This window comes from Streptoalloteichus tenebrarius (assembly GCF_024171885.1).
GTDB classification, from domain to species: Bacteria; Actinomycetota; Actinomycetes; order Mycobacteriales; family Pseudonocardiaceae; genus Streptoalloteichus; species Streptoalloteichus tenebrarius.
The window spans coordinates 79,182-100,879 of the sequence record NZ_JAMTCP010000022.1 but is presented as its reverse complement, the minus strand read 5'-3'; the positions used below and the strand labels follow the sequence as shown (position 1 = coordinate 100,879).

Sequence of the window (21,698 nt, the reverse complement as noted above, 5' to 3'; positions counted from 1 at the left end):
AGAGGAAAGGCATGCAGCCCACCGAGTTCACCCTGACGGACCTTGTCGAGATCATGCGGTCCTGCGCGGGTGTCGATGAGGGCGTCGACCTGGACGGGGACATCGGCGACACACCGTTCGCCGAGCTGGGCTACGACTCGCTCGCGGTCCTGGCGTTCCAGGCCAGGATCCAGGAACGCACGGGAGTGCCGATGCCCGACGACACGGTCGCGCACATGCCGACGCCGAACGCGGCCGTCGACTTCGTCAACCAGCAGATCAGGGCGGGGGTGCGTTGAGGATGGCCGCTCACACCGACAACACCATCGTCATCGAGGCCCCGTTCGACCTGGTCTGGGACTGGACCAACGACGTCGAGGACTGGCCGAACCTGTTCACCGAGTACGCCAGCGCCGAGGTCCTGGAGCGGAAGGACAACACGATCCGCTTCCGCCTGACCATGCACCCGCTGCCCAACGGCGAGGTGTGGACGTGGATCTCCGAGCGCACGATGGACAAGGCCAACCGCACGGTGACGGCGCGGCGCATCGAACTCGGCTGGTTCGAGTACATGCGTCTGCACTGGACCTATGAGGAGGTCCCCGGTGGCGTGAAGATGCGCTGGCAGCAGGACTTCCAGATGCGGTCGGACGCCCCGTGGGGCGACGAGGCCGTCGCCGAGAAGATCAACAGCAGCAGCAAGGTGCAGATGGCCCACATCAAGCAGCGGCTGGAGCAGCGTTACGCGGCTCTCGCCGTCTCCTGAGCCGGGCCGGAAGGACCCTCCCGAGGGCCGCGTCGGCGGAGGTCACCCCGCCGGCGCGGCCCGTTCCCGGCTCACTGTCCTGTGTGGACGGAGCGTCCGTCCTTCCGGCAGGTGGCGCGGCCGGGGGTGGTCGACCCCATGGACGCGGTCGCGCACTCCCACCCCTCGACGTCGAGGACGCCCGCCGAGCCCTGGCCCCGGGACGGGGCCTCCCGGAGGTAGGTCCGCACGATCCGGAGGGCGTCGGCGCACGGGACGGGGCCGCCGGGGCCCGCGTCGGCGATGACGGTGGCCTGCCCTCCCGTGGCGGGCACGGGCACCTGGCCGCAGACGACCGGTCCCGAGGGCGGCGGGGGCGTGGTCGGGAGGGCCGTGTTCGTCATGGTGGGCGGAGCGTCCGTGTCGCCGGGCCGCGACGAGGTCGTGGCCGAGGGCGGCACCGACGCGGACGATGTCGCGGATGACGCGGCGGACGACGCCGTGGTGGCGCTCGCCCCGCTGGCCGCCGCCTGGGGTGAACCGCCGGCGGTGTCCTGGCACGCCGTGAGCAGGGGGCTGATCGTGATCGCGATGAGGGCGGTCGCGATGACGGCGGGCGCGAGGCCGAGACGTCGCACTGGTGTTTCCTCCCCGGGTGGCGTTGCCGCTGTCGTGGTCCTCCGGTGTGGTGACACGGCGCGGTGGAGCACGGACGTGTTCCGGGGTGCGTCGGCCCGCGTCGACCGGCACTGACGCTGTACGGGCCGTGCCGGTTCCCCGGTCGTTCACCCGACCGGATGGATCAGGGAACCCCGCGCCATCTTCACCCGTCTGGGTGCACTTCATGGTCGCTCCTGGCGCGAACGCGCCGCCAACGCCGTGATCACCGGTCGCCGTCGGCCGTGGGGAGGGGTTGGCTTCGTGCGGGGCTGACAACGACCACCCCGCCGATTGGTGGATCAGGACGAAGTGCCTCGGCCGAGGAGCCCCCTAGCGTCGTGCCCGTGACGCCGTCCGCACGGTGGCCCAGGGCCCGGGGCGGATCACCAGGAAGCCGGACGCCCGCGTGAGGGCCGGCGGCGCGGAGCTGGCGGGTCCCCGCCGTCGCCTGGGCTCTCCGGATCCACAGAGGACAGTGGGAGGAACGTGATGACGAGGGCCCACGCGCCGGTCGGAGGGAGGCGGGCGCTGGAGACGGAGGCATGGCGGGCCGCCGAGGCCGTCGCCAGCCGCGCGGGTCTGCGACTGGCCGAACTCTCCGACGTGGACGCGCAGAACGCGGCCACCGCGTTGTTCCGGCGGATCTGGCGGTCCGAGGAGGACCCGCCGATCGGTTCCGCGCTGGTCAGGGCGATCCAGTTCACCGGCGGCTACGTCGCGGGGGCCTACCTGGGCGGGGAGCTGGTCGGTGCGGCGGTCGCGTTCTTCGCCGCCGACGGGCACCTCCACTCGCACATCACGGGTGTGGCCCCGGGACACCGGGGCCGCCACGTGGGCAGGGCGCTGAAGCTGCACCAGCGGGCGTGGGCGCTGGCCAGGGGCGTCACGGTGATCAAGTGGACCTTCGATCCGCTGGTGCGCCGCAACGCCTTCTTCAACATCGCCAGGTTGGGCGCCCTGCCCACCGCCTACCTGGTCGACTTCTACGGCGAGCTGACCGACGCGCTCAACGCGGGCGCGGGCTCCGACCGGCTGGTGGCGGAATGGCGGCTGGACAGCCCCAGGGCCGTCGCGGCGGCGGCCGGGGCCTGGCACGAGCCCGACGTGGACCGGTTGCGGGAGACGGGCTGCGTGCGGCTGGACCGGACGGCCTCGGGAGAACCCCTGCCCCGCGCGGACGCCTGGCGCGCCGGGCGGGCCTGCCTGGTCGCGGTGCCCGAGGACGTCGAGGCGCTGCGCGCGGTCGACGGGGACCTCGCGTGGCGGTGGCGGGTGGAGGTCAGGGCGGCCCTCCGGGAGGGCATGGCGCAGGGGTGGCGCGTGACCGGGATGGCGCGCGCGGGCTGGTACGTGGTGGAGGCGGACAAGTGAAGATCACCGGTGTTGAGCTGCGGCGGGTCGCGATGCCGCTCGTCGCGCCGTTCCGGACCTCGTTCGGGGTGGAGACGGAGCGGGACGTCCTGCTGGTCCGGGTGGTGACCCCGGACGCCGAGGGGTGGGGCGAGTGCGTCGCGATGGCCGACCCGTTGTACTCGGCGGAGTACGTCGACGCCGCGGAGGACGTGGTCCGACGCCACCTGGTCCCGACGCTGCTCGGGATGGCCGCGCCGGACCCGGCGGCCTGCGGGCCGGCCTTCGCCCGGTTCCGGGGGCACCCGATGGCCAAGGCGGCCGTGGAGATGGCCGTGCTGGACGTGCGGCTGCGCGCCGCGGGGATGTCGTTCGGCTCCTACCTCGGGGCGGTCAGGACGAGCGTGCCGGCCGGGGTGTCGGTCGGGATCACCGACTCGGTCGACGCCCTGCTCGACGCGGTCGCCCGCTACCGGGACGAGGGCTACGTCCGCATCAAGCTGAAGATCGCGCCAGGCTGGGACGTCGAGCCGGTCCGCGCGGTGCGGGAGCGGTTCGGCGACGACCTGCTGCTCCAGGTGGACGCGAACGCCGCCTACACCCTGGCCGACGCGCGGCACCTCGCCCGGCTCGACGCGTTCGACCTGCTGATGGTGGAACAGCCGCTGGCAGAGGACGACCTGCGCGGGCACGCGGCGCTGGCCGAGCGGCTGCGCACCCCGATCTGCCTCGACGAGTCGATCACCTCGGCGCGTGCCGCCGCCGACGCGGTGGCGCTGGGCGCGTGCCGGGTCGTCAACATCAAGCCGGGCCGGGTCGGCGGCTACCTGGAGGCCCGTCGGGTCCACGACGTCTGCGCCGCGCACGGGATTCCGGTGTGGTGCGGCGGGATGCTGGAGACCGGGCTGGGCCGGGCGGCCAACGTCGCGTTCGCGGCCCTGCCGAACTGCGTCCTGCCGGGCGACACCTCCGCGTCCGACCGCTACTACCACCGGGACCTCACCGAGCCCTTCCGGTTGGTCGACGGGCATCTCCCGGTGCCGACCGGCCCCGGGCTCGGCGTGGAGCCGGACGAGGACGTGCTGGCGGAGGTCACCACGCGGACCGAGTGGATCACGCCGTGACGGTGGCGCGCCGCGCTCGGCGGCGGAGGAGCGGACGCGTCCGGCCGTAACGTGTCCGCATGTCCCGACCGTGGTCGTCGCCCCGCAGGAACCTGGGCCGCGTCCTGGCCGATCTCGGCAGGACGGTGCTGGACGTGGCCTGCCCGCCGGGGGACCTCGACGTCGAGGTCACCTCGGTGGTGATCTACGACCCGCTGGACGAGCTGGTCGTGCCGCGCGGCGGGCTGGTGCTCGGCGTCGGGGTGCGGGAGCCGTCGGACGTCGTGGGGCTGCTCGTCGCGCTCGGCGCGGCCGGCGGAGCCGGCCTGGTGGTCAAGGCGCCGGTGATCGTCGACGACGCCGTGCGCGGCGCGGTGCGGGACAGCGGCGTGGCCCTGCTCGGCCTCACCAGGGCCGCCTCCTGGTCCCAGGTCGCGGCGCTGGTGCGGTCCGTGCTCGCCGAGGACGACATGGTCGGCGCCGGCGGACCGGACGACGCCCAGCCAGGAGACCTGTTCGCGCTGGCCAACGCCGTGAGCGAGCTGCTCGACGCGCCGGTGACGATCGAGGACCGCTCCTCGCGGGTGCTGGCCTTCTCCGGCCGTCAGGACGAGGCGGACCCGGGCCGGGTGGCCACGGTGCTGGGTCGGCAGGTGCCGGAGGAGTACCTGTCCCTGCTCGCGGAACAGGACGTGTTCCGCCGGCTCTACCGGAGCAGGGAGCCGATCCACGTGGATCTGGGCCGGCCCGGCATGATCCCGCGCTGCGCGGTGGCGGTGCGCGCCGGCGACGAGGTCCTCGGGTCGATGTGGGCTGCCGTGCGCGCGCCACTGTCCGAACCGCGCCGGCAGGCGTTCGTGGAGGCCGCGAAGGTCGTGGCGTTGCGACTGTTGCGGCAGCGGGCGGGCGCGGACGTTCAGCGCCGGCTGCACGCCGACCTCCTCGCGACCGTGCTGGAGGGCGGATCCGGCGCGGGTGACGCCGCCGCGCGACTGGGCATCGCGACCGAACGGCTGTGCGTGCTCGCGGCCGAGCCGCCGAGTGCCGACATCGGGCTGGGCGACCGGGGACCGGCTGGTGAGGAGTCGGACCGGCAACGGTTGTGCGACGCCCTGTCCCTGCACCTGGGCGCCGTCCACCCCCGCTCGGCGGCGGCGCTCGTGGGCGGTGTGGTGTACGCGGTGTTGCCCGCGCACGGGGACGGGGCGGACGCGGAGATCCGGGCGGTGCGGGTCGCCGAGAGTTTCGTGGCGCGCACCGGCCCCCGCCGCGCGCCGCGGATCGGCGTCGGCAGGGCTGTCTCCACCCTCGCCGAGGTCGGGCTCTCCCGCGCCGACGCCGACCGGGCGTTACGGGTGCTGCGTGCCCGGCCGGAGCGCGGGCAGGTCGTGCGGTACGCGGACGTGCACACCGACGCGCTCCTGCTCCAACTCGCGGACATCGTCGCCGCGGAGCGCCATCCGCCGTCCGACGCGTTCGCCAGGTTGCTGGACTACGACGCGGAACACGGCACGAACCTCGTGGACACGCTGGCCGCCTACCTCGACGCCTTCGGGGACGTGACGACGGCGTCGGCCTCCGTCCACGTCCACCCCAACACCTTCCGCTACCGGCTGCGCCGCGTCGGCGAGATCAGCGGACTCGACCTGACCGACCCGGACGCCCGCTTCGGTGTCGCGCTCCAACTCCGCCTCCACCGGTCCTCCCTGTCCTCTCGGTCCTCCCTGTCCTCTCGGCCCTCCCGGTCCTCCCGGCCCGACCCGGACTGACGTCGTCGCCCTGCCTCAGACCGAACGGGCCGTGACGCGAGCTGTCGGGTCTCCCCGCCCCGGCGCGTCACCGCGAACGAGCGCCGGACGTGCGGGGAAAACGTGGTGTCCGAAAGACGCCAGCGTCACCGGGGGTTCGTTGCTTGAATAGGTCGTGCACGGAACGCGTGACCAGGAGGAAGAATAGTGAGCGCCAGCGGGAGCGCCTTTTCTCAGAACGGTCAGCCCGATTTTCGGGGTAGGGGCGCGATGAGGGTGCTCGACGAGTTCTACGAGGCTGAGCGTGCCTATATGGCCGCGGGTGGCCCCGGGGTCGCCGACTTCGCTCCCCTGGCCGGTCTCCTGGCGCCGGACGTGGTGCTCTACTCGGCGCCCGGCCTGCCCTACGGCGGTGTCTGGCGTGGTCACGAGGGTCTGGAGCGTTTCATGCTCGCGATGGCCGAGTGCTGGGAGGCCATCGACTTCCTGGACCGACAGCACGTGGCCGACGACGAGCGGGTGGCGGTCCTCCTGCGCGTCCGTTTCGTCGCCAGGACGACGGGGCGCGCGCTGGAAACCACGATCCTCCAGTTGAACACCGTTGTGGACGGCCTCGTCACCGAGTTCCGCCCCTACTACTGGGACCCCTCGGCGGTCGTGGACGTGGTCCTCGACGGCCGTTCGAACGCGTGAAGAAACAGCGATAATTCTCTTCGTCGTTCCGCCACTGTTCTCGCGGTGCGTCTCCGCGTGCCCGAAAAGCGTGTGAAAACGTGTGAAGGAAAGGAATGAAATCATGTCGAATCTGATGGGAAAGGTCGCGCTGGTGACCGGGGGCAGCCGGGGGATCGGCGCGGTCGTCGCCGAGCGGCTCGCCCGTGAGGGAGCCGACGTCGTGGTGACCTACGTCCGGTCCGCCGACCAGGCGGAGACCGTGGTCAAGGGGATCCGGGCCCTGGGCCGCCGGGGACTGGCCGTCCAGGCCGACGCCGCCGACAGCGAGGCCGTCGTCAACGCGGTCGAGCGCGCCGTGGCCGAGTTCGGCCGGCTCGACATCCTGGTGAACAACGCCGGGGTGGGCGTCATGGGTCCGCTCGACGAGATCACGGTGGAGCAGATCGACCTGTCGTTGGCGGTGAACGTCCGCTCGGTGTTCGTCGCGTCGCAGGCGGCGGCCCGCCACATGGGGCCGGGTGGGCGCATCGTCAGCATCGGCAGCGCGCTCAGCCGGCACACGCCCTTCCCCGGGGCGACCCCGTACGCGCTGAGCAAGTCCGCGCTGGTCGGGCTGACCAAGGGGCTGGCGAGGGACCTCGCCGACCGCGGCGTCACCGTGAACCTGGTGCAGCCGGGCGCGATCGACACCGACCTGAACCCGGCCGACGGACCGGCGGCCGAGGCGCAGCGCGCGCTCACCGCGGTCGGGCACTTCGGGGAGCCCTCCGACATCGCGGCGATGATCTCCTACCTCGTCGGCGAGGAGGCCCGGTACGTGACGGGCACCGCGCTGGCGATCGACGGCGGTCACTCGATCTGAGCACGTCCCACGCGCGGGTGAGCGGGAGGGGGCGCGCGCCCTTCCCGCTCACTTCCGCCTGATTACTCGTGGTGATCGCCTCCGACTTTCGTCGAGTCCAAATATCCCCCACATGGGGGAGGCAGGCGAAAGATCATGTCGGCACCGTGGACGCACGGTCGCAGAACCTGTCACAGGTTACGACCTATGGGGGAAGTAACGATCACTGGGGGACATCATGGGCTTGTTCTGGCGTGCCTTAGCCGTCGGCCTGGCCGCCGTCGCCGTGCTCCCGGTCGCGGTCGTCACCGCGACCTCGGCCGTCGCCGCCGACGGCGGCGACGACGCCGCGCGGGGGTCGCGACTCGCCGGCTCCGCCAACGTCACGTTGACGGCGTCGTCGGGGCCGTACGAGGGAGACAAGATCTGGTTGGAGTTCGACGCCAGGGCGCAGGGGAGTTCGGGCGTCGCCACCGGGTGGTTCCGTGGCAAGCACCGCAAGCCGGACGGCACGGTCATCGGCGAGCTGGAGGGCTACATCAACTGCCTGACCGTGAGCGGGACCGGGAACCGGACCGCGACCGCGACCGGCGCGATCACGAAGGGCACCGCGGCCGGGGGCAGCAGCCCCATCGGCATGGGCGCGTCCTTCACCGTGGAGGACCGGTGGGCCGGCGACCGGCTCGGCTGGACCTGGGTGCCGCAGGGCGAGCTGCTGCCGCCGTGCCAGCGGCGGGCGGTGGAGATGCTGCCGCTGGACTCCGGCAACTACAGCGTGCGGCGGTAGTCATCGAACCCGAGTAACGGATAGCCAACGCGGGCGGAGGGCCTTCCCTCCGCCCGCGTTGCCGTTCTGGTGGTTTTTCCTTCTGCGGCAACGGCGAGCCAACCGCACGGCTGACCTGTTCGCACCCATCGGGAGCGCCATTCGGTTGCGTGCCAAGGAGAGCAGGTGGCAGAAGCGGTCCTTTCCGTGGGTTATGACGTCGAGGGAGAGCGCGGCGCAATATCCCCCACACGGGGAGGCGAACGGGCGTTGATCAACGGCATCGTGTGGCCCGCGCCGACGTGCCGAACGGCGTCGGATCGGAGAACCACCACCAGGCACGGAAAACCGGGCCCCGGCGCGGGGCGGCCAACGTCGTCCACCCCTCCGTGCCGGGCCGATCGCCGCATGAGTCCGTGGGTCGTCGTCGCCCCATGCTTCTTGCGCCTCTCTTCCCCGCTGCTGTCGGCTAGGCGGAGACGCCGGTCAGAGACAGGGGGTCGGGCGTCGGGGGCGTCGGCGTCGTGAGCGGGCTTTCCGGCTGCGCCAACACACCCGTCATTCGCGGAAACCACCAGAACTGGGGGAAAGATGAGCGTCCCGTCGCGCGCCCGATGGTCGGGGACAGCCGCGCTCGCGGTCGTTCCGGTCGCGCTCGCCCTGTCCGCGCCGGTCGCGTGGGCCGGCGTCACCAACACCGACAACCCCGACGACACCGACGGGGCGGGGCCGCGGGTCGTGGGCACCGCCAACGTCACGTTGACCGCGTCCTCGGGTGAGTACGCGGGCGACAAGATCTGGTTCCAGATCGACGTCCACACCCGCGGCGGGCTCACCAGGGGAACTTTCCAGGGCCGGCACAGCAAGCCCGACGGCACGGTGATCGGGAACCTGGAGGGCACACTGGACTGCCTGCTGCCCGGGTCGGACGGCCGCGCCGTCTTCACCGGCAGAGTGACCGGCGGGACCGCCGCCGGTGGCGTGGACATCAAGGGGATGGGCGTCTCCTTCACCGCGCACGACTCGTCCGCGGGCGACCAGCTCGGTTGGGTGTGGGTGCCCGCGAGCGAGCCGATGGGGCGGTGCACGGAGATGGCCAGCGAGCTGCTGTCGCTGGACTCCGGGGACCTCGTGGTCCGGCCCAAGTAGTCCAGCTTTCCCCACCTGTCCTTGTCTGTCCCGGGACGTCTTCTCCTGGGACGTCTCCTGGGACGTCTCCTGGGATGTTCGCCGACGTGCTCGCGCGGTGTCCTTCCGCGCGGGCACGTCGGGCTTCTCGGGGTCGGCCTGGTGATCTTGGCCCTGGCGAGGTGTGGGCCGGAGCTGGGTTTGGCGGGAGGGTGGGGTTCCTGGGGCTCCCTTCCAGGGGCGCACTGCGGTGCTCCCGAGCGGGAGCCACGTTTTCCCGTGCTGTCAACCCTTTCGCTCTGATGGGCGACAGGTTTATCCACAGGCTCCGGAGTTGTCCACAGCGGACCAATGTTCCGCTTGGCCTGGGGGTGTATCGCGGTAGGCTGGAGCGGGGCTCGCCCCCCAGGGCGGGTGGGGGCTGTCTTCAGGTGATGGTGTTCCCGGTCTGACGGACGGGTGTTGGTCCCTGTTTCTTGTGCTGTCAAGCCTGTCGCCCTGTCGGGCGATGGGTTTGTCCACAGGGAACGCAGTTGTCCACAGCGAACTGGTGTGACCTTCGCGCGAGGGGTGTTCGCCGGTAGGCTGGAGCGGGGCTCGCCCCCCAGGGCGGGTGGGGGCTGACCTGGGGTAGGTGGGGCGGAGGGGTCGGCGGGAGCGCCGGCCGGGCTTCTTGATCGGCAATCGGCGAACAGGCCGGTGATGGTCGTCGGAGCGGACATCGAAGCCGCCGCCGTTGCTCCGCTTCTCGCTCCGAAGCTTCTCTCACTGCCGCTCGCGTCGGCGGGCCGCGTCGCGGGATCAGACCAGTCGGCAGGCCGGGGGCCTGACCGGTCGCGTTTCGTCACTGACGCAGCTCGCCCAGCTCCTTCAGGACCGCCCGCGAGCGGTCCGCGCCGCCGGTTGTGATCTGGACTGCGAATTCGGCCGCCCCGTGCGCCTCTGATCGGAATAAGGTTACACCTCACTTCTGCGGGTCCTGGTTGGCGCGCGCCCCGCGCCGCCGGCCGCCCGTCGACGTCACGAGCCGGGACAGGGAAGGGCTGGATCAGGGTGAACACGGTGGAGAACGGGGACCTGCCGGCGGCCGACGCCGAGTACAGCCGGGAGATCCGGGAGGGGCTCGACCCCGCCGTGCTGGCGGTGGGCCCGCCGCCGGTCCCGGTGCTCGCCGGCCCGTGGCGGATGCGGCTGGCGCGTCCCGAGGGCGAGGACCTCGACCTGATCCACGGCTGGATGAACGCGCCGCACGTCGCGCCGTTCTGGGACCAGGCGTGGCCGAGGCAGCGGTGGGCCGACGCGCTCGCCGGCCAGCTCGCGGGCACCTACTCGCGGCCGTTCGTGGTCGACCTCGACGGCGAGCCCTTCGCCTACGTCGAGCTGTACCGGGCCGCGCGCGACGTGGTCGCCGCCCACTACGACGCCCGGCCGCACGACGTCGGCTACCACGTCGCGATCGGCGACAAGGACCGGATCGGCAAGGGCATCGGCGGGAAGCTGTTCCGGGCCGTGATCGACGGCGTGTTCGCCGCCGAGCCGGAGTGCGCCCGCATCGTGTCCGAGCCCGACGCGCGCAACGAGGCCGCGCGCCGCATGGACGTCAAGCTGGGGCTGCACTTCCTGGGCGAGGTCGACCTGCCGCACAAGCGCGCCGCGCTGTTCATCTACCCGCGCACGCCGGCGGACGTTCCCACGCCCGCCTGAGGCACCGCCTCGGACACCACCTGGGGCACGCACCTGAGACCGTCCGCCTGAGGCACCCGCCTGAGGCCGTCCGCCTGGGGCACGCGCCTGAGGCCGTCCGCCTGAAGCGCCTGTCTGAGGTGTCCGCCCGACTCGTCGCCGCACTGGGGGAGAGGTTCGCCATGACCGCTCAGGAGACCGGGTCCGTCGCCGCCGGGCGCGCCGCCGGTGAGCACAGCGTTCCGATCGGGACGCCGCTGGACAACGCCGCGGTCCACGTCCTGGACGGGTCGCTGCGGCCCGTCCCCGTGGGCGAGGTCGGCGAGCTGTACGTGGCGGGCGCCGGCCTGGCCAGGGGTTACCTGGGTCGGCCAGGGCTGACCGCGGAACGGTTCGTCGCCGACCCGTTCGGCGAGCCGGGCCGGCGCATGTACCGGACCGGCGACCTCGTGCGGTGGGACGCCGGGGGCAACCTGGTGTTCGTCGGTCGGGCCGACGACCAGGTGAAGGTCAGGGGCTTCCGGGTCGAGCTGGGCGAGGTCGAGTCCGCGGTGGCCGGGCACCCCGGTGTCGCGCAGGTCGCCGTGGTGGCGCGCGAGGACCGGCCCGGCGACCGCCGTCTCGTCGGCTACGTGGAGCCGGCCGACGGCCACGTGCTCGACGCCGGCGAGGTGCGGCGGTGGCTGGCCGAGCGGCTGCCCGACTACATGGTGCCGTCCGTGTTCGTGGTGATGGACCGGTTGCCCTTGCTGCGCAACGGGAAACTGGATCGACGCGGGCTGCCCGCTCCGGTCTTCGAGCCGTCGCCCGCGGCCACCGCGCCCCGCACCCCGGTCGAGGAGACGCTCTGCGCGATCTTCGCCGAGGTGCTGGGCGTGCCCGAGGTCGGCGTCGACGACGGCTTCTTCGACCTCGGCGGCGACAGCATCATCGCGATCCAGCTCATCACCCGCGCCCGCCGTGCCGGCCTGTCGATCACCGCGCGCGACGTGTTCGAGCGCCGGACCGTCGCGGCGCTGGCCGCCGTGGCGGGAGTCCTCGGCGACGGCGGGGACAACACCGTCGGGGCCGGCACGGTCGGGGCCGGCACGGTCGGGGAGGAGCCGGGCAGTGGCGTCGGCGACGTCGACCCCACGCCGATCTTTCAGTGGGTGCGGGAGCGCGGCGTTCCCAGTGCCGGGCTGTACCAGGCCATGGCCGTGCGGACGCCCCCCAGCATGGTCCTCGACCACCTCGTCGAGGCAGTTCAGGCCGTCATCGACCACCACGACGTGCTCCGCGCCTCGGTGTCCTGCGAACAGGGCGCGGACTGGCGCTTCCACGTCCCTCCGCCCGGGTCGGTTTCCGCGCGCGATCTCGTCTCGCGCGTGCCCGCGCACGGGATGACCGAGGACGAACTGTCCACAGTGGTCTCTCGTGAGACGGAGGCGGCGTCGGCGCTGCTCGACCCCGCGGCCGGTGTCGTGGCGCGGGTCGTGTGGATTGATGCCGGAGACGGGCCGGGGCGCGTGGTGCTGGTGCTCCACCACTTCGTGGTGGACGGGGTGTCCTGGCGCATCCTGCTGCCCGACCTCCGGGCCGCCTACGAGGCGGTCGCGGCGGGCGGCACGCCGAAGCTGGAGCCCGTGGGCACCTCGTTCCGCCGGTGGGCGCGGGTGCTGAACGAACAGGCCGAGCAGCGCTCCACCGAGGTGGAGACGTGGTCCGCCCTGCTCGACGGCCCCGATCCCCTGCTCACCTCCCGTCCGCTGGACCCGGGACGCGACACGGCGGGCACGGCGGGTCGCCTGACGCTGACGTTGCCGGCCGAGCGCACCGCACCCCTGTTGACCACCGTGCCGGCCGCGTTCCACGCCGGCGTCAACGACGTCCTGCTGACCGCGTTGGCACTGGCGGTGGACGGCTGGCGCCGGCGTCGCGGCGTCGACACCGCCGGCGGCGTCCTGCTCGGGCTGGAGGGCCACGGCAGGGAGGAGATCGTCGACGGCCTCGACCTCTCCAGGACGGTGGGGTGGTTCACCAGCGTCCACCCCGTGCGGATCACCCCCGGCGAGGTGCCCGAGGAGGACGTCCGACGCGGCGGGGCCGCCGTGGGCGCCGCCCTCAAGCGGGTCAAGGAACAGCTCCGCGCCGTCCCGGACAACGGCATCGGTTACGGCCTGCTCCGTCACCTCTTGGACCCGACCGCACCGGAGCTGGCCGCGTCGCCGGCCCCGCAGATCGGCTTCAACTACCTCGGCCGGTTCACGGTCCCCGAGGCGGCGGACTGGGCGCCGCTTCCGGACGGCGAGGCGTTGACGGCGGGCCAGGACCCGTCGGCCCCGCTGCCCCACGGGCTCAACCTCAACGCGCTCAGCCAGGACGGGACCGGCGGTCCTGAGCTGGTCGCGACGTGGAGCTGGGCCGGCGAGCTGTACGACGAGGCGGACGTGCGTGAGCTGGCCGAGGCGTGGTTCGCCGCCCTCGACGGGCTGGTCGCGCACGCGGCCCGCGAGGGCGCGGGCGGCCGCACGCCGTCGGACCTGCCGTTGGTGTCGTTGACCCAACGCGACATCGAGCGGCTCGAAGTCATCTACCGCGAATGCGGCGGACTGGACGACGTCCTCCCGCTCACCCCGTTGCAGGAGGGTCTGCTCTTCCACTCGCTCCTGCGCGACGACGAGACCCCGGACGTCTACGCGGTGCAGGTCGTCTTCACCCTGCACGGGCCGGTGGACGGCGCGCGGCTGCGCGCGGCGGGGCAGGCGCTCGTTGACCGTCACCCCACCCTCCGCGCCTGCTACCCGCAGACCGCCGACGGCCAGCCCGTGCAGGTGATCACGCGCTCCGCCGCCCTGCCGTGGCGCGCCGAGGACCTGTCGGGGCTGGACGAGTCCACACAGGACGAGGAGACCCGGAGGATCGCGCGGGAGGACTTCACGCGCCGGTTCGACCTCGCGCGGCCGCCCCTGCTGCGGATGACCCTGGTGCGCCTCGGGGACGACCGGCACCGGCTCGTGCTGACCAACCACCACATCCTCCTGGACGGCTGGTCCATGCCCGTCCTGACCCACGAGCTGTTCGCGTTGTACGCGGACCGGGGCGGCAGGCTCCCGAGGGCGGTCCCGTTTCGGGACTACCTGGTCTGGCGCGCCCGCCAGGACGACGCGACGGCCGAGGCGGCGTGGCGCGATGCACTGTCCGAAGTGGACGAACCCACCCTGGTCGCCCCGCCGGACTCCCTGCTCGGGGAGGACGGTGGCGCCGCGCCCCGCCCGGAGCGGCTCGACGTGGAGTTGCCGTCGGACCTGGTCTCGGCCCTGACCGAGCGGGCGAGGCGGGACGGCGTCACGGTCAACACCGTCGTGCAGGGCGCGTGGGGTCTCCTGCTCGGCCAGGTCACCGGACGGGACACCGTCGTCTTCGGCGCGATGGTCTCTGGGCGTCCACCTGAGATCCCGGGTGTGGAGACGATGGTGGGCCAGTTGAGCAACACCCTGCCGGTGCCGGTCACGACCCGGCCGGACGACTCGCTCGCCGCCGTGATGACCCGGCTCCAGGAGCAGCAGACCCGGCTGATGCCGTACCAGCACACGGCCTTGACGAGCTTGCACCGCATGCTCGGCCAGACCGAGCTGTTCGACACGTTGCTGGTGTTCGAGAACTACCCCCTCAGCGCGGGGGAGGGGCGGGAACTGGCCCCTGGCCTGCGGCTCGGCTCGGTGGACGTCAGCGATGCCACGCACTACCCGCTGACCCTCGTCGTGATCCCCGGCGACGGGCTGCGGCTCGGCCTCGGCTACCGGCCGGACCTCTTCCGACGGGACGAGGCGGAACGCCTCGCCGAGGCGTTGGGGCGGATCCTCCGCACCTACGCCGACGCGCCCGAGACCCTCGTCGCGCGTCTGGACACCCTGTCGGAATCCCAGCGGCGGCGGGTGTTGGTGGAGTGGAACGACACCGACAGCGGCCTGCCCCCGGCGACCCTGCCGGAGCTGTGGGAACAGCAGGTCGCGCGCACACCCGACGCGATCGCCGTGGTGTTCGAGGAGGGCGGAGACGGAGATCCGTCCTATCAGGACAGTGATGCTCCGGCGAGGGAGGACGGCGTCGTCTCCCTGTCGTACGCGGAGCTGAACGCGGCCGCCAACCAGCTCGCCCGCCTGCTCGTCGCCCGGGGCGTCGGGCCGGAGCGGTTCGTCGGCGTCATGGTTCCGCGTTCGGTCGAGATGGTCCTGGCGTTGCTGGCCGTGCAGAAGGCGGGTGGCGTCTACCTGCCGTTGGACCCCGACTACCCGGCGGACCGGCTGGCGCACATGCTCGCCGAGACCGAGCCGGTGTGCGTGCTCACGACCCGATCGGTCCAGGAGGGCGCGGCCGGGGGCGTCGCCCCGGACGTCGCCCGCGTGGTCCTCGACGACCTGGTCACGCTCGACGAGCTGGTGCACCACCAGGACACGGACCTGACCGAGACCGACCTCCCGACGCCACTGACGATCCACAACGCCTCGTACGTGATCTACACCTCGGGGTCCACGGGCAAGCCCAAGGGCGTCGTCGTGGCCCACACGGGGATCAGCAAGCTCCTCGCCACCCAGACGACCAGGTTCGGCGTGGACGCCGACACCAGGGCGCTGCACTTCGCGTCGCCGAGCTTCGACGCGGCCTTCTGGCAGACACTCATCCCGTTGCTGTCCGGGGGAACGCTCGTGATCTGCCCCTCGGAGGCGCGGGTCCCCGGTGAGCCGTTGGCGGAGTACGTGCGGCGACACCGGGTGAACTTCCTCGGTCTGCCGCCCTCGCTGCTCGCCCTGTTCCCGGCGGACAGCGACCTGCCCGAGGACGTGACCCTGGTGGCGGGGGCGGAGAAGGTCTCGCCCGAGGTCGTGCGGCGGTGGGCGCGGGGCCGGCGCTTCTTCAACGCCTACGGCCCCACCGAGGCCACGGTGAACACGACGTTGTGGGAGCACGACGGCCGGGCGGACGCGGACGTCGTCCCCATCGGGCGCCCGGACCCGGACACCAGGACCTACGTGCTCGACCGGTTCCTGCGCCCGGTCCCGGTCGGCGTCGTCGGCGAGCTGTACGTCGCGGGTCCGGGTGTCGCGCGCGGCTACCTGGGACGGCCCGGCCTGACGGCGGAGCGGTTCGTCGCCGACCCGTTCGGCGCGGCGGGCGACCGGATGTACCGGACCGGCGACCTCGTGCGGTGGCTGCCGGACGGCGAGCTGGAGTACGTGGGCAGGGCCGACCACCAGGTGAAGGTGCGGGGCTTCCGGATCGAGCTGGGCGAGGTGGAGGCCGCGTTGGCCGCACGTCCCGGCGTGCGGCACGTCGTGGTGGTCGTGCGGGAGGACCAGCCCGGCGTGCGGAAGCTGGTCGGGTACGTCGTGGCCGAGCCGGGGGCGCGGCTGGACGGCGGGGAGGTCCGCGCCGCCGTCGCGGGCACGCTGCCCGACTACATGGTGCCCTCGGCGGTGGTCGTCCTGGACGCGCTCCCGGTGCTGCCCAACGGCAAGGTGGACCAGAGGTCTCTCCCCGCGCCCGACTTCGGCGCACTGTCCTCGGGGCGCGCCCCGACCACTCCGGTCGAGCACGCGCTCTGCGAGGTGTTCGCGGAGGTGCTCGGGCTGCCGTCGGTCGGGGTGGACGACAGTTTCTTCGACCTCGGCGGCGACAGCATCGTCGCCATCCAGTTGATCGCGAGGGCGCGGAAGGCCGGGCTGGTGGTCTCGGCCAGGGAGGTGTTCGAGCGCAGGACCGTGGCCGCGCTGGCCGCCGTCGCCAGGGAGGTCGGGGAGACCGGCCTGGTGGCCGAGGAACGCGGCGCCGGCGTCGGCGACGTGCCGCTGACCCCGGTGTTCCGGCGGTTCGCCGAGACGGGCGCGCCGATCCGGGGGTTCTTCCAGTCGATGCTGGTGCGGACGCCGGCGGACATGCGGTGGAACACGCTGGTCTCGGCCGTTCAGGCGGTGTTCGATCATCACGACGTGCTGCGCCTGCGCGTGGTGCCCGACGGCGACGGGTCGTGGGGGCTCACGGTGGCGCCCGAGGGCGCGGTTCGGGCCGAGGACCACGTCCACCGGGTTGATGTGTCCTCATTGGACACCGGAGCGCCTGCCGGCGTGTCCACGGAATCGCCCGGGGAATCGCGCGCGGACGCGTTTGACGCGCTCGTCGCCGAGCACACCGCGGCGGCCAGGGACGCTCTGGACCCCGCGAGCGGGATCGTGGCACGCCTCGTCTGGTTCGACGCCGGCTCCGAACCCGGCCGGCTCCTCGTGGTGCTCCACCACTTCGTCGTCGACGGCGTGTCGTGGCGCATCCTGTTGCCTGACCTGCGTGCCGCGTACGAGGCGGTCGCCGCGGGCCGCGCACCCGAGCTAGAGCCCGTCGGCACGTCCTTCCGGCGCTGGTCCACGCTCCTCGCGGAGCAGGCGCGCACACCGGAGCGGACCGGGGAACTGGCCCTGTGGCGGGACGTGCTCAGCGGCCCCGACCGGTTGATCGGCGCGCGCCCGTTCGACCCCGCGCGGGACACCGTCGCCACGGCGCGCCACCTCACGCTGTCGCTGCCCACGGACCGCACCGCGCCGCTGCTGACCAGCGTGCCCGCCGCGTTCCACGCCGGCGTGCAGGACATCCTCCTGACGGCGCTCGTCATGGCCGTGGAGTCGTGGCGCGGCCGACGGTGCGACGGTCTCCTGGTGGACCTGGAGGGCCACGGTCGGGAGGAGATCCTCGACGGGGTCGACCTCTCGCGCACCCTCGGCTGGTTCACCAGCATCCACCCGGTGCGGATCGGCCCCGGAGTGCTGACGGACGAGGAGATGCGCACCGGCGCGGACACGGTCGGCGCCGCCGTGAAGCGGGTCAAGGAGCAGGTGCGGTCGGCCCCCGACCACGGAATCGGCTACGGGATGCTCCGGTATCTCAACGACGACACCGCGTCCTGCCTGCGCAGCGAGCTGACGCCCCAGATCGGCTTCAACTACCTCGGCCGGTTCGGCATGCCCGGCGAGGCGGCCGACTGGGAACCGGTGGGCGAGCGCGCCCTCGGCAGCGGCGCCGACCCGGCCTCGCCGATGCCTCACAGCCTGAGCGTCAACGCGCTCACCCACGACCGACCGGAGGGGCCGGAGCTGACGGTGACCTGGTCGTGGCCGGGTGGGCTGTTCGACGAGAAGGAGGTGCGCGCGCTGGCCGAGGCGTGGTTCGCCGCGCTGGACGGCCTCGCCGCGCACGTCGCGCGACCAGGAGCCGGCGGTCGGACGCCCTCCGATCTGCCGCTGGTGTCGGTGGGCCAGCGGGAGATCGAGCGGCTGGAGGCCGACTATCCCGGTCTCACGGACGTGCTGCCCCTCGGCCCGCTTCAGGAGGTGATGGCCCGGCACACGCGGCTGCTGCCCGACGACGGCTCCCCCGACGTCTACACGTCGCAGGCGGTCTTCACCTTCGAGGGCGGGCTCGACCCGCGACGGCTCCGGGCGGCCGGACAGGCCCTGCTCGACCGGCACGCGAACCTGCGGGCGGCCTTCCCCGTCGTGTCCGGTGACCGGACGGTGCAGGTCGTGCCGGCGTCGGTCGCCCTGCCGTGGCGCGAGCACGATCTGTCCAAACAGGACGATCCAGAGCGGGTGGCGGCCCAGATCTCCGAACGGGACTTCGCCGAGCGGTTCGACCTCGCCACCCCGCCGCTGGTCCGGCTCACCTTCCTGCGGCTGGCGGACCGGCGGTGCCGCTTGGTCTTCACCAGCCACCACATCCTGTCCGACGGCTGGTCCGCGCCGCTGATCATGCGGGACCTCTTCGCCCTGTACGCGGCGGACGCCGACCAGGACGCGCTGCCCAGGGTCGTGCCCTTCCGCGACTACCTCTCGTGGCGCGCGGGGCAGGACGCCGACGCGGCGGACGCCGCGTGGCGGGAGGCGCTGTCGGGGATCACCGAGCCCACGCTGCTCGCGCCAGCCCCGCGCGTCGCCGTCCGCCCCGAGCAGGTGGCCCTGCACCTGCCCGCCGACCTGGTCTCGGCGGCCGCCGAGCGGGCCCGACACCACGCCCTCACGCTCAACACCCTCGTGCAGGGCGCGTGGGGCCTGCTGGTGGGACGGCGGCTCGGCCGCGACGACGTCGTGTTCGGCGCGATGGTGTCCGGACGCCCGCCGGAGATCCTCGGCGTGGAGACGATGATCGGCCTGCTCAGCAACAGCGTGCCCGTGCGGGTGCGGTGGCGGCCCGACGAGCCGGTCCACGCGGCGCTGGCGCGCCTCCAGGACCAGCAGGCGGGTCTGCTGCCCCACCAGCACACCGCGTTGACCCGACTGCACCGGATCACGGGTCTTCCCGAGCTGTTCGACACCCTGCTGGTGTTCGAGAACTACCCGATGGACGCGGAGCGACTGCGTCGTCCCCTGCCCGGCGTCGAGGTCGTCGCGACCGAGTTCCGGGGAGCGGCGCACTACTCGCTGACGCTCGTGGTGATCCCCGGGGACGGGCTGCACGTCACCCTCGACTACCGGCCGGACCTGTTCACCAGGGCCGAGGTCGAGGGCCTCGCGGCGTCGCTGCGGCGGCTGCTCGGCCGGATGGCCGAGGACCTCGACGTGCCCGCCGCGACCCTCCTCGCCCCCTGAGCCACCGGGCCACGCCCCGCTCCCGAGATCGGAAACCAAGGGATGAACAGCGCAGACCCGAACACCACCGACGCGAGCGCGCTCAAGCTGCCGGCGACCGCCGCCCAGCAGGGGATCTGGTTCGGCCAGGAGATGGACCCGACCAGCCCGATGTACAACACGGGCGAGTGCGTCGTCGTGTGCGGCGCGCTGGACGTCGACCTGCTGGAGGTCGCCGTGCGGCGCGTGCTGGCCGACGCCGAGGCGCTGCACGCCCGGTTCGTCAGGGACGAGGACGGGGTGCTGTGGCAGGACTGGGCGCGGCGACCGCGCTGGCCCTTCCACGTGCTGGACCTCACCGCGGAACCCGACCCCGTCGCGGCGGCGGAGGCGTGGATCGCCGCCGACATGGCCCGCCCCACGGACCTCGCGGCCGGCCCGCTGGTCACCGAGGCGGTCCTGCGCACGGGGGCCGAGGAGTACCGGTGGTACCAACGGATCCACCACATCGCCGTCGACGGCTTCGGCGCGGCGATGGTCCTGCGCGGTGTCGCCGAGCTGTACACCGCGCTGGCCAACGGGGAGGAGCCGAGCGGTCCCGGCTTCGGTCGTCTGTCCACAGTGGTCGACGAGGAGGCGGCCTACCTCGCCTCCGACCGGTTCGGTCGCGACCGGGACTTCTGGACGACGCACATGGCCGACAGCCCGGAGCCGGTGAGCCTGGCCGAGGGCGTGCCCTCGGTCTCCGGCGACGTGCTGCGCAGGACCCTGCTCCTGCCGGCGGAGGAGGCGGCCCGGCTGCAACGGGTCGCGGCGGGGGCCCGCGCCTCCTGGTCGGACCTGGCCCTGGCGATCAGCGCCGCCTACGTCGCCAGGGTCACGCGCGCCAAGGAGGTCGTGCTCGGACTCCCCGTCATGGGCCGGATGGGCTCGGCCGCGCTCCGCGTGCCATGCATGGTGATGAACATCGTCCCGTTGCGCGTCCCGGTCGACACCGGGCGCTCCCTGCTCGACCTCACCGGCGAGGTGGCGGCCCAGGTGCGGCGCACCCGGCCGCACCACCGGTACCGGCACGAGCAGCTCCGCAGGGACCTGCGGATGGTGGGCACGGAACGCCGGCTGTTCGGGCCGGTCGTCAACATCATGCCGTTCGACTACCGGCTCCGGTTCGGCGAGCACCAGGGGACCATGCACAACGTCTCGGCCGGTCCGGTGGAGGACCTGTCGCTGGGCATCCGGCTCATGGCCGACGGCGGCCTGCGGGTCGAGCTGGACGCCAACGCCGCGCTCTACCGCCCCGACGTGCTGACCACGCACCTGAACAGCTTCGCGACGTTCCTGCGGGCCGCGCTGGACGCGCCCGAGGAGCCGTTGGGCCACGCGCGCATGACGCGCACCGTGACGCTCGCCGAGCTGCGCCGCGCCCGCGCGGAGGCGCCGTGCCCGCCCGTGGGGGACACCACGGCCGCGGCGCCGGACGTGCTCGCGCTGGTCAGGGAGCGGGTTCGGCTCACCCCCGACGTGATCGCGGTGGAGCAGGGGGAGCGGCGGCTCAGCTACGCCGAGTTGTTCTCGGCGGCCGAGAGGTGCGCGCGGCGACTCGTCGCCGCCAGGGTGCGGGTGGACACGCCAGTGGCGGTGTTGCTCCCGCGCGGCCCGGAGATCGTCGTCGCGATCCTCGGCGTGCTGCTCGCCGGCGCGGGGTACCTGCCGCTGGACCCGGGATGGCCGGACTCCCGGCTGAACGGCGTGCTGGACGACGCGGGCGGTCCGCTCGTCGTCACCGACGCCGACCACGCGCACCTGGTGGCCGGGCGACCGACGCTGCTGGTCGGGGGACAGGAGGACAGTCGGTCCGATATGGACAGTCCTCATCGGACTCCCCTTCCCGAGGTCCCAGGGGAGGCGTTGGCCTACGTCATCTACACCTCCGGCTCCACAGGTGTGCCGAAGGGCGTGCTGGTCAGCCGCGCCGCGTTGGCCAGTTTCGTCGCCGCCGCCACCGAGCGGTACGGGATCACCGCGTCCGACCGGGTGTTGCAGTTCGCCGCGCCGCACTTCGACGCGAGCATCGAGGAACTGTTCGGCGCGTTGACCACGGGCGCGACCCTGGTGTTGCGCACCGAGGACATGCTGGAGTCCGTCCCGCGCTTCCTCGACGCCTGCGCGGAGAAGGGCGTCACCCTGGTCGACCTGCCGACCGCGTTCTGGCACGAGGTCGCGCACGGGATGGACGCCGGCGAGGGCGAGCTGCCGGCCTCGGTCCGCGTCGTGATCATCGGGGGCGAGGCCGCGCTGCACGACCGCGTGGAGCGGTGGCACCGCCGGGTCGGCCCGTCGGTGCGGCTGTTCAACACCTATGGGCCGACGGAAGCGACCGTCGTCACCACGGCCGCCCTGTTGCGCCACGTGGGTTAAGGTTAGGCTCA

At 72.9% G+C, this 21,698-nt stretch carries 13 protein-coding genes; 12 read left to right on the top strand and 1 reads right to left on the bottom strand.

Annotation, left to right across the window (positions count from 1 at the left end; translation table 11 throughout):
- The first annotated feature begins 11 nt into the window (after window positions 1-11).
- Window positions 12-278: an acyl carrier protein gene (locus tag LX15_RS18820; RefSeq protein WP_253670931.1), complete on the top strand. Its 267-nt coding sequence runs from the start codon at window positions 12-14 to the stop codon at window positions 276-278.
- 2 nt (window positions 279-280) lie between these two features.
- Window positions 281-745 (top strand): SRPBCC family protein, encoded by a 465-nt coding sequence (locus tag LX15_RS18815; RefSeq protein WP_253670930.1) that lies wholly within the window; start codon window positions 281-283, stop codon window positions 743-745.
- Window positions 746-816: 71 nt separating this feature from the next.
- On the opposite strand, the gene LX15_RS18810 is transcribed toward LX15_RS18815, so the two are convergent.
- Window positions 817-1,362 carry a hypothetical protein gene (locus LX15_RS18810; RefSeq protein ID WP_253670929.1) on the bottom strand — a complete coding sequence of 182 codons (546 nt, stop codon included), beginning with the start codon at window positions 1,360-1,362 and terminating at the stop codon, window positions 817-819.
- Between the two features lie 511 nt (window positions 1,363-1,873).
- On the opposite strand from LX15_RS18810, the gene LX15_RS18805 reads away from it, so the two are divergent.
- The 10 genes from LX15_RS18805 to LX15_RS18760 all read left to right on the top strand — a co-directional run bounded on the left by LX15_RS18805 (window position 1,874) and on the right by LX15_RS18760 (window position 21,687).
- Window positions 1,874-2,755 carry a GNAT family N-acetyltransferase gene (locus LX15_RS18805; RefSeq protein WP_253670928.1) on the top strand — a complete coding sequence of 294 codons (882 nt, stop codon included), beginning with the start codon at window positions 1,874-1,876 and terminating at the stop codon, window positions 2,753-2,755.
- A complete protein-coding gene (gene menC, locus LX15_RS18800) occupies window positions 2,752-3,858 on the top strand; it encodes an o-succinylbenzoate synthase (protein WP_253670927.1) in 1,107 nt (368 codons plus the stop codon). Before LX15_RS18805 ends, menC begins: the two co-directional genes overlap by 4 nt.
- A gap of 59 nt (window positions 3,859-3,917) precedes the next feature.
- The gene (locus tag LX15_RS18795; protein WP_253670926.1) at window positions 3,918-5,606 is read left to right on the top strand and encodes a PucR family transcriptional regulator; all 1,689 of its coding nucleotides are present in this window, start codon (window positions 3,918-3,920) and stop codon (window positions 5,604-5,606) included.
- 249 nt (window positions 5,607-5,855) lie between these two features.
- Window positions 5,856-6,278, top strand: coding sequence for a nuclear transport factor 2 family protein (locus LX15_RS18790; RefSeq protein WP_253670925.1), 423 nt, complete (start codon window positions 5,856-5,858; stop codon window positions 6,276-6,278).
- A 103-nt stretch (window positions 6,279-6,381) separates the two neighbouring features.
- Window positions 6,382-7,122 carry an SDR family NAD(P)-dependent oxidoreductase gene (locus tag LX15_RS18785; RefSeq protein WP_253670924.1) on the top strand — a complete coding sequence of 247 codons (741 nt, stop codon included), beginning with the start codon at window positions 6,382-6,384 and terminating at the stop codon, window positions 7,120-7,122.
- 217 nt (window positions 7,123-7,339) lie between these two features.
- Window positions 7,340-7,888, top strand: a complete 549-nt coding sequence (locus LX15_RS18780; protein WP_253670923.1) for a hypothetical protein — start codon at window positions 7,340-7,342, stop codon at window positions 7,886-7,888.
- A gap of 570 nt (window positions 7,889-8,458) precedes the next feature.
- Window positions 8,459-9,016 (top strand): hypothetical protein, encoded by a 558-nt coding sequence (locus tag LX15_RS18775; protein WP_253670922.1) that lies wholly within the window; start codon window positions 8,459-8,461, stop codon window positions 9,014-9,016.
- Window positions 9,017-10,057: 1,041 nt separating this feature from the next.
- A complete protein-coding gene (locus tag LX15_RS18770) occupies window positions 10,058-10,699 on the top strand; it encodes a GNAT family N-acetyltransferase (RefSeq protein ID WP_253670921.1) in 642 nt (213 codons plus the stop codon).
- Window positions 10,696-19,290, top strand: coding sequence for a non-ribosomal peptide synthetase (locus tag LX15_RS18765; protein ID WP_301304860.1), 8,595 nt, complete (start codon window positions 10,696-10,698; stop codon window positions 19,288-19,290). The genes LX15_RS18770 and LX15_RS18765 overlap by 4 nt, the downstream gene beginning before the upstream one ends.
- A gap of 42 nt (window positions 19,291-19,332) precedes the next feature.
- On the top strand, window positions 19,333-21,687 hold the full coding sequence (locus LX15_RS18760; protein ID WP_253670919.1) for a condensation domain-containing protein: 2,355 nt from the start codon (window positions 19,333-19,335) through the stop codon (window positions 21,685-21,687).
- Window positions 21,688-21,698 lie beyond the last annotated feature (11 nt).

Excerpts from the sequence above, each read along its gene's own strand:
- LX15_RS18820 (WP_253670931.1), top strand. The coding sequence starts at position 12 with ATGCAGCCCACCGAGTTCACCCTGACGGACCTTGTCGAGATCATGCGG.
- LX15_RS18815 (WP_253670930.1), top strand. The coding sequence starts at position 281 with ATGGCCGCTCACACCGACAACACCATCGTCATCGAGGCCCCGTTCGAC.
- LX15_RS18805 (WP_253670928.1), top strand. The coding sequence starts at position 1,874 with ATGACGAGGGCCCACGCGCCGGTCGGAGGGAGGCGGGCGCTGGAGACG.
- LX15_RS18795 (WP_253670926.1), top strand. The coding sequence starts at position 3,918 with ATGTCCCGACCGTGGTCGTCGCCCCGCAGGAACCTGGGCCGCGTCCTG.
- LX15_RS18790 (WP_253670925.1), top strand. The coding sequence starts at position 5,856 with ATGAGGGTGCTCGACGAGTTCTACGAGGCTGAGCGTGCCTATATGGCC.
- LX15_RS18785 (WP_253670924.1), top strand. The coding sequence starts at position 6,382 with ATGTCGAATCTGATGGGAAAGGTCGCGCTGGTGACCGGGGGCAGCCGG.
- LX15_RS18780 (WP_253670923.1), top strand. The coding sequence starts at position 7,340 with ATGGGCTTGTTCTGGCGTGCCTTAGCCGTCGGCCTGGCCGCCGTCGCC.
- LX15_RS18775 (WP_253670922.1), top strand. The coding sequence starts at position 8,459 with ATGAGCGTCCCGTCGCGCGCCCGATGGTCGGGGACAGCCGCGCTCGCG.
- LX15_RS18760 (WP_253670919.1), top strand. The coding sequence starts at position 19,333 with ATGAACAGCGCAGACCCGAACACCACCGACGCGAGCGCGCTCAAGCTG.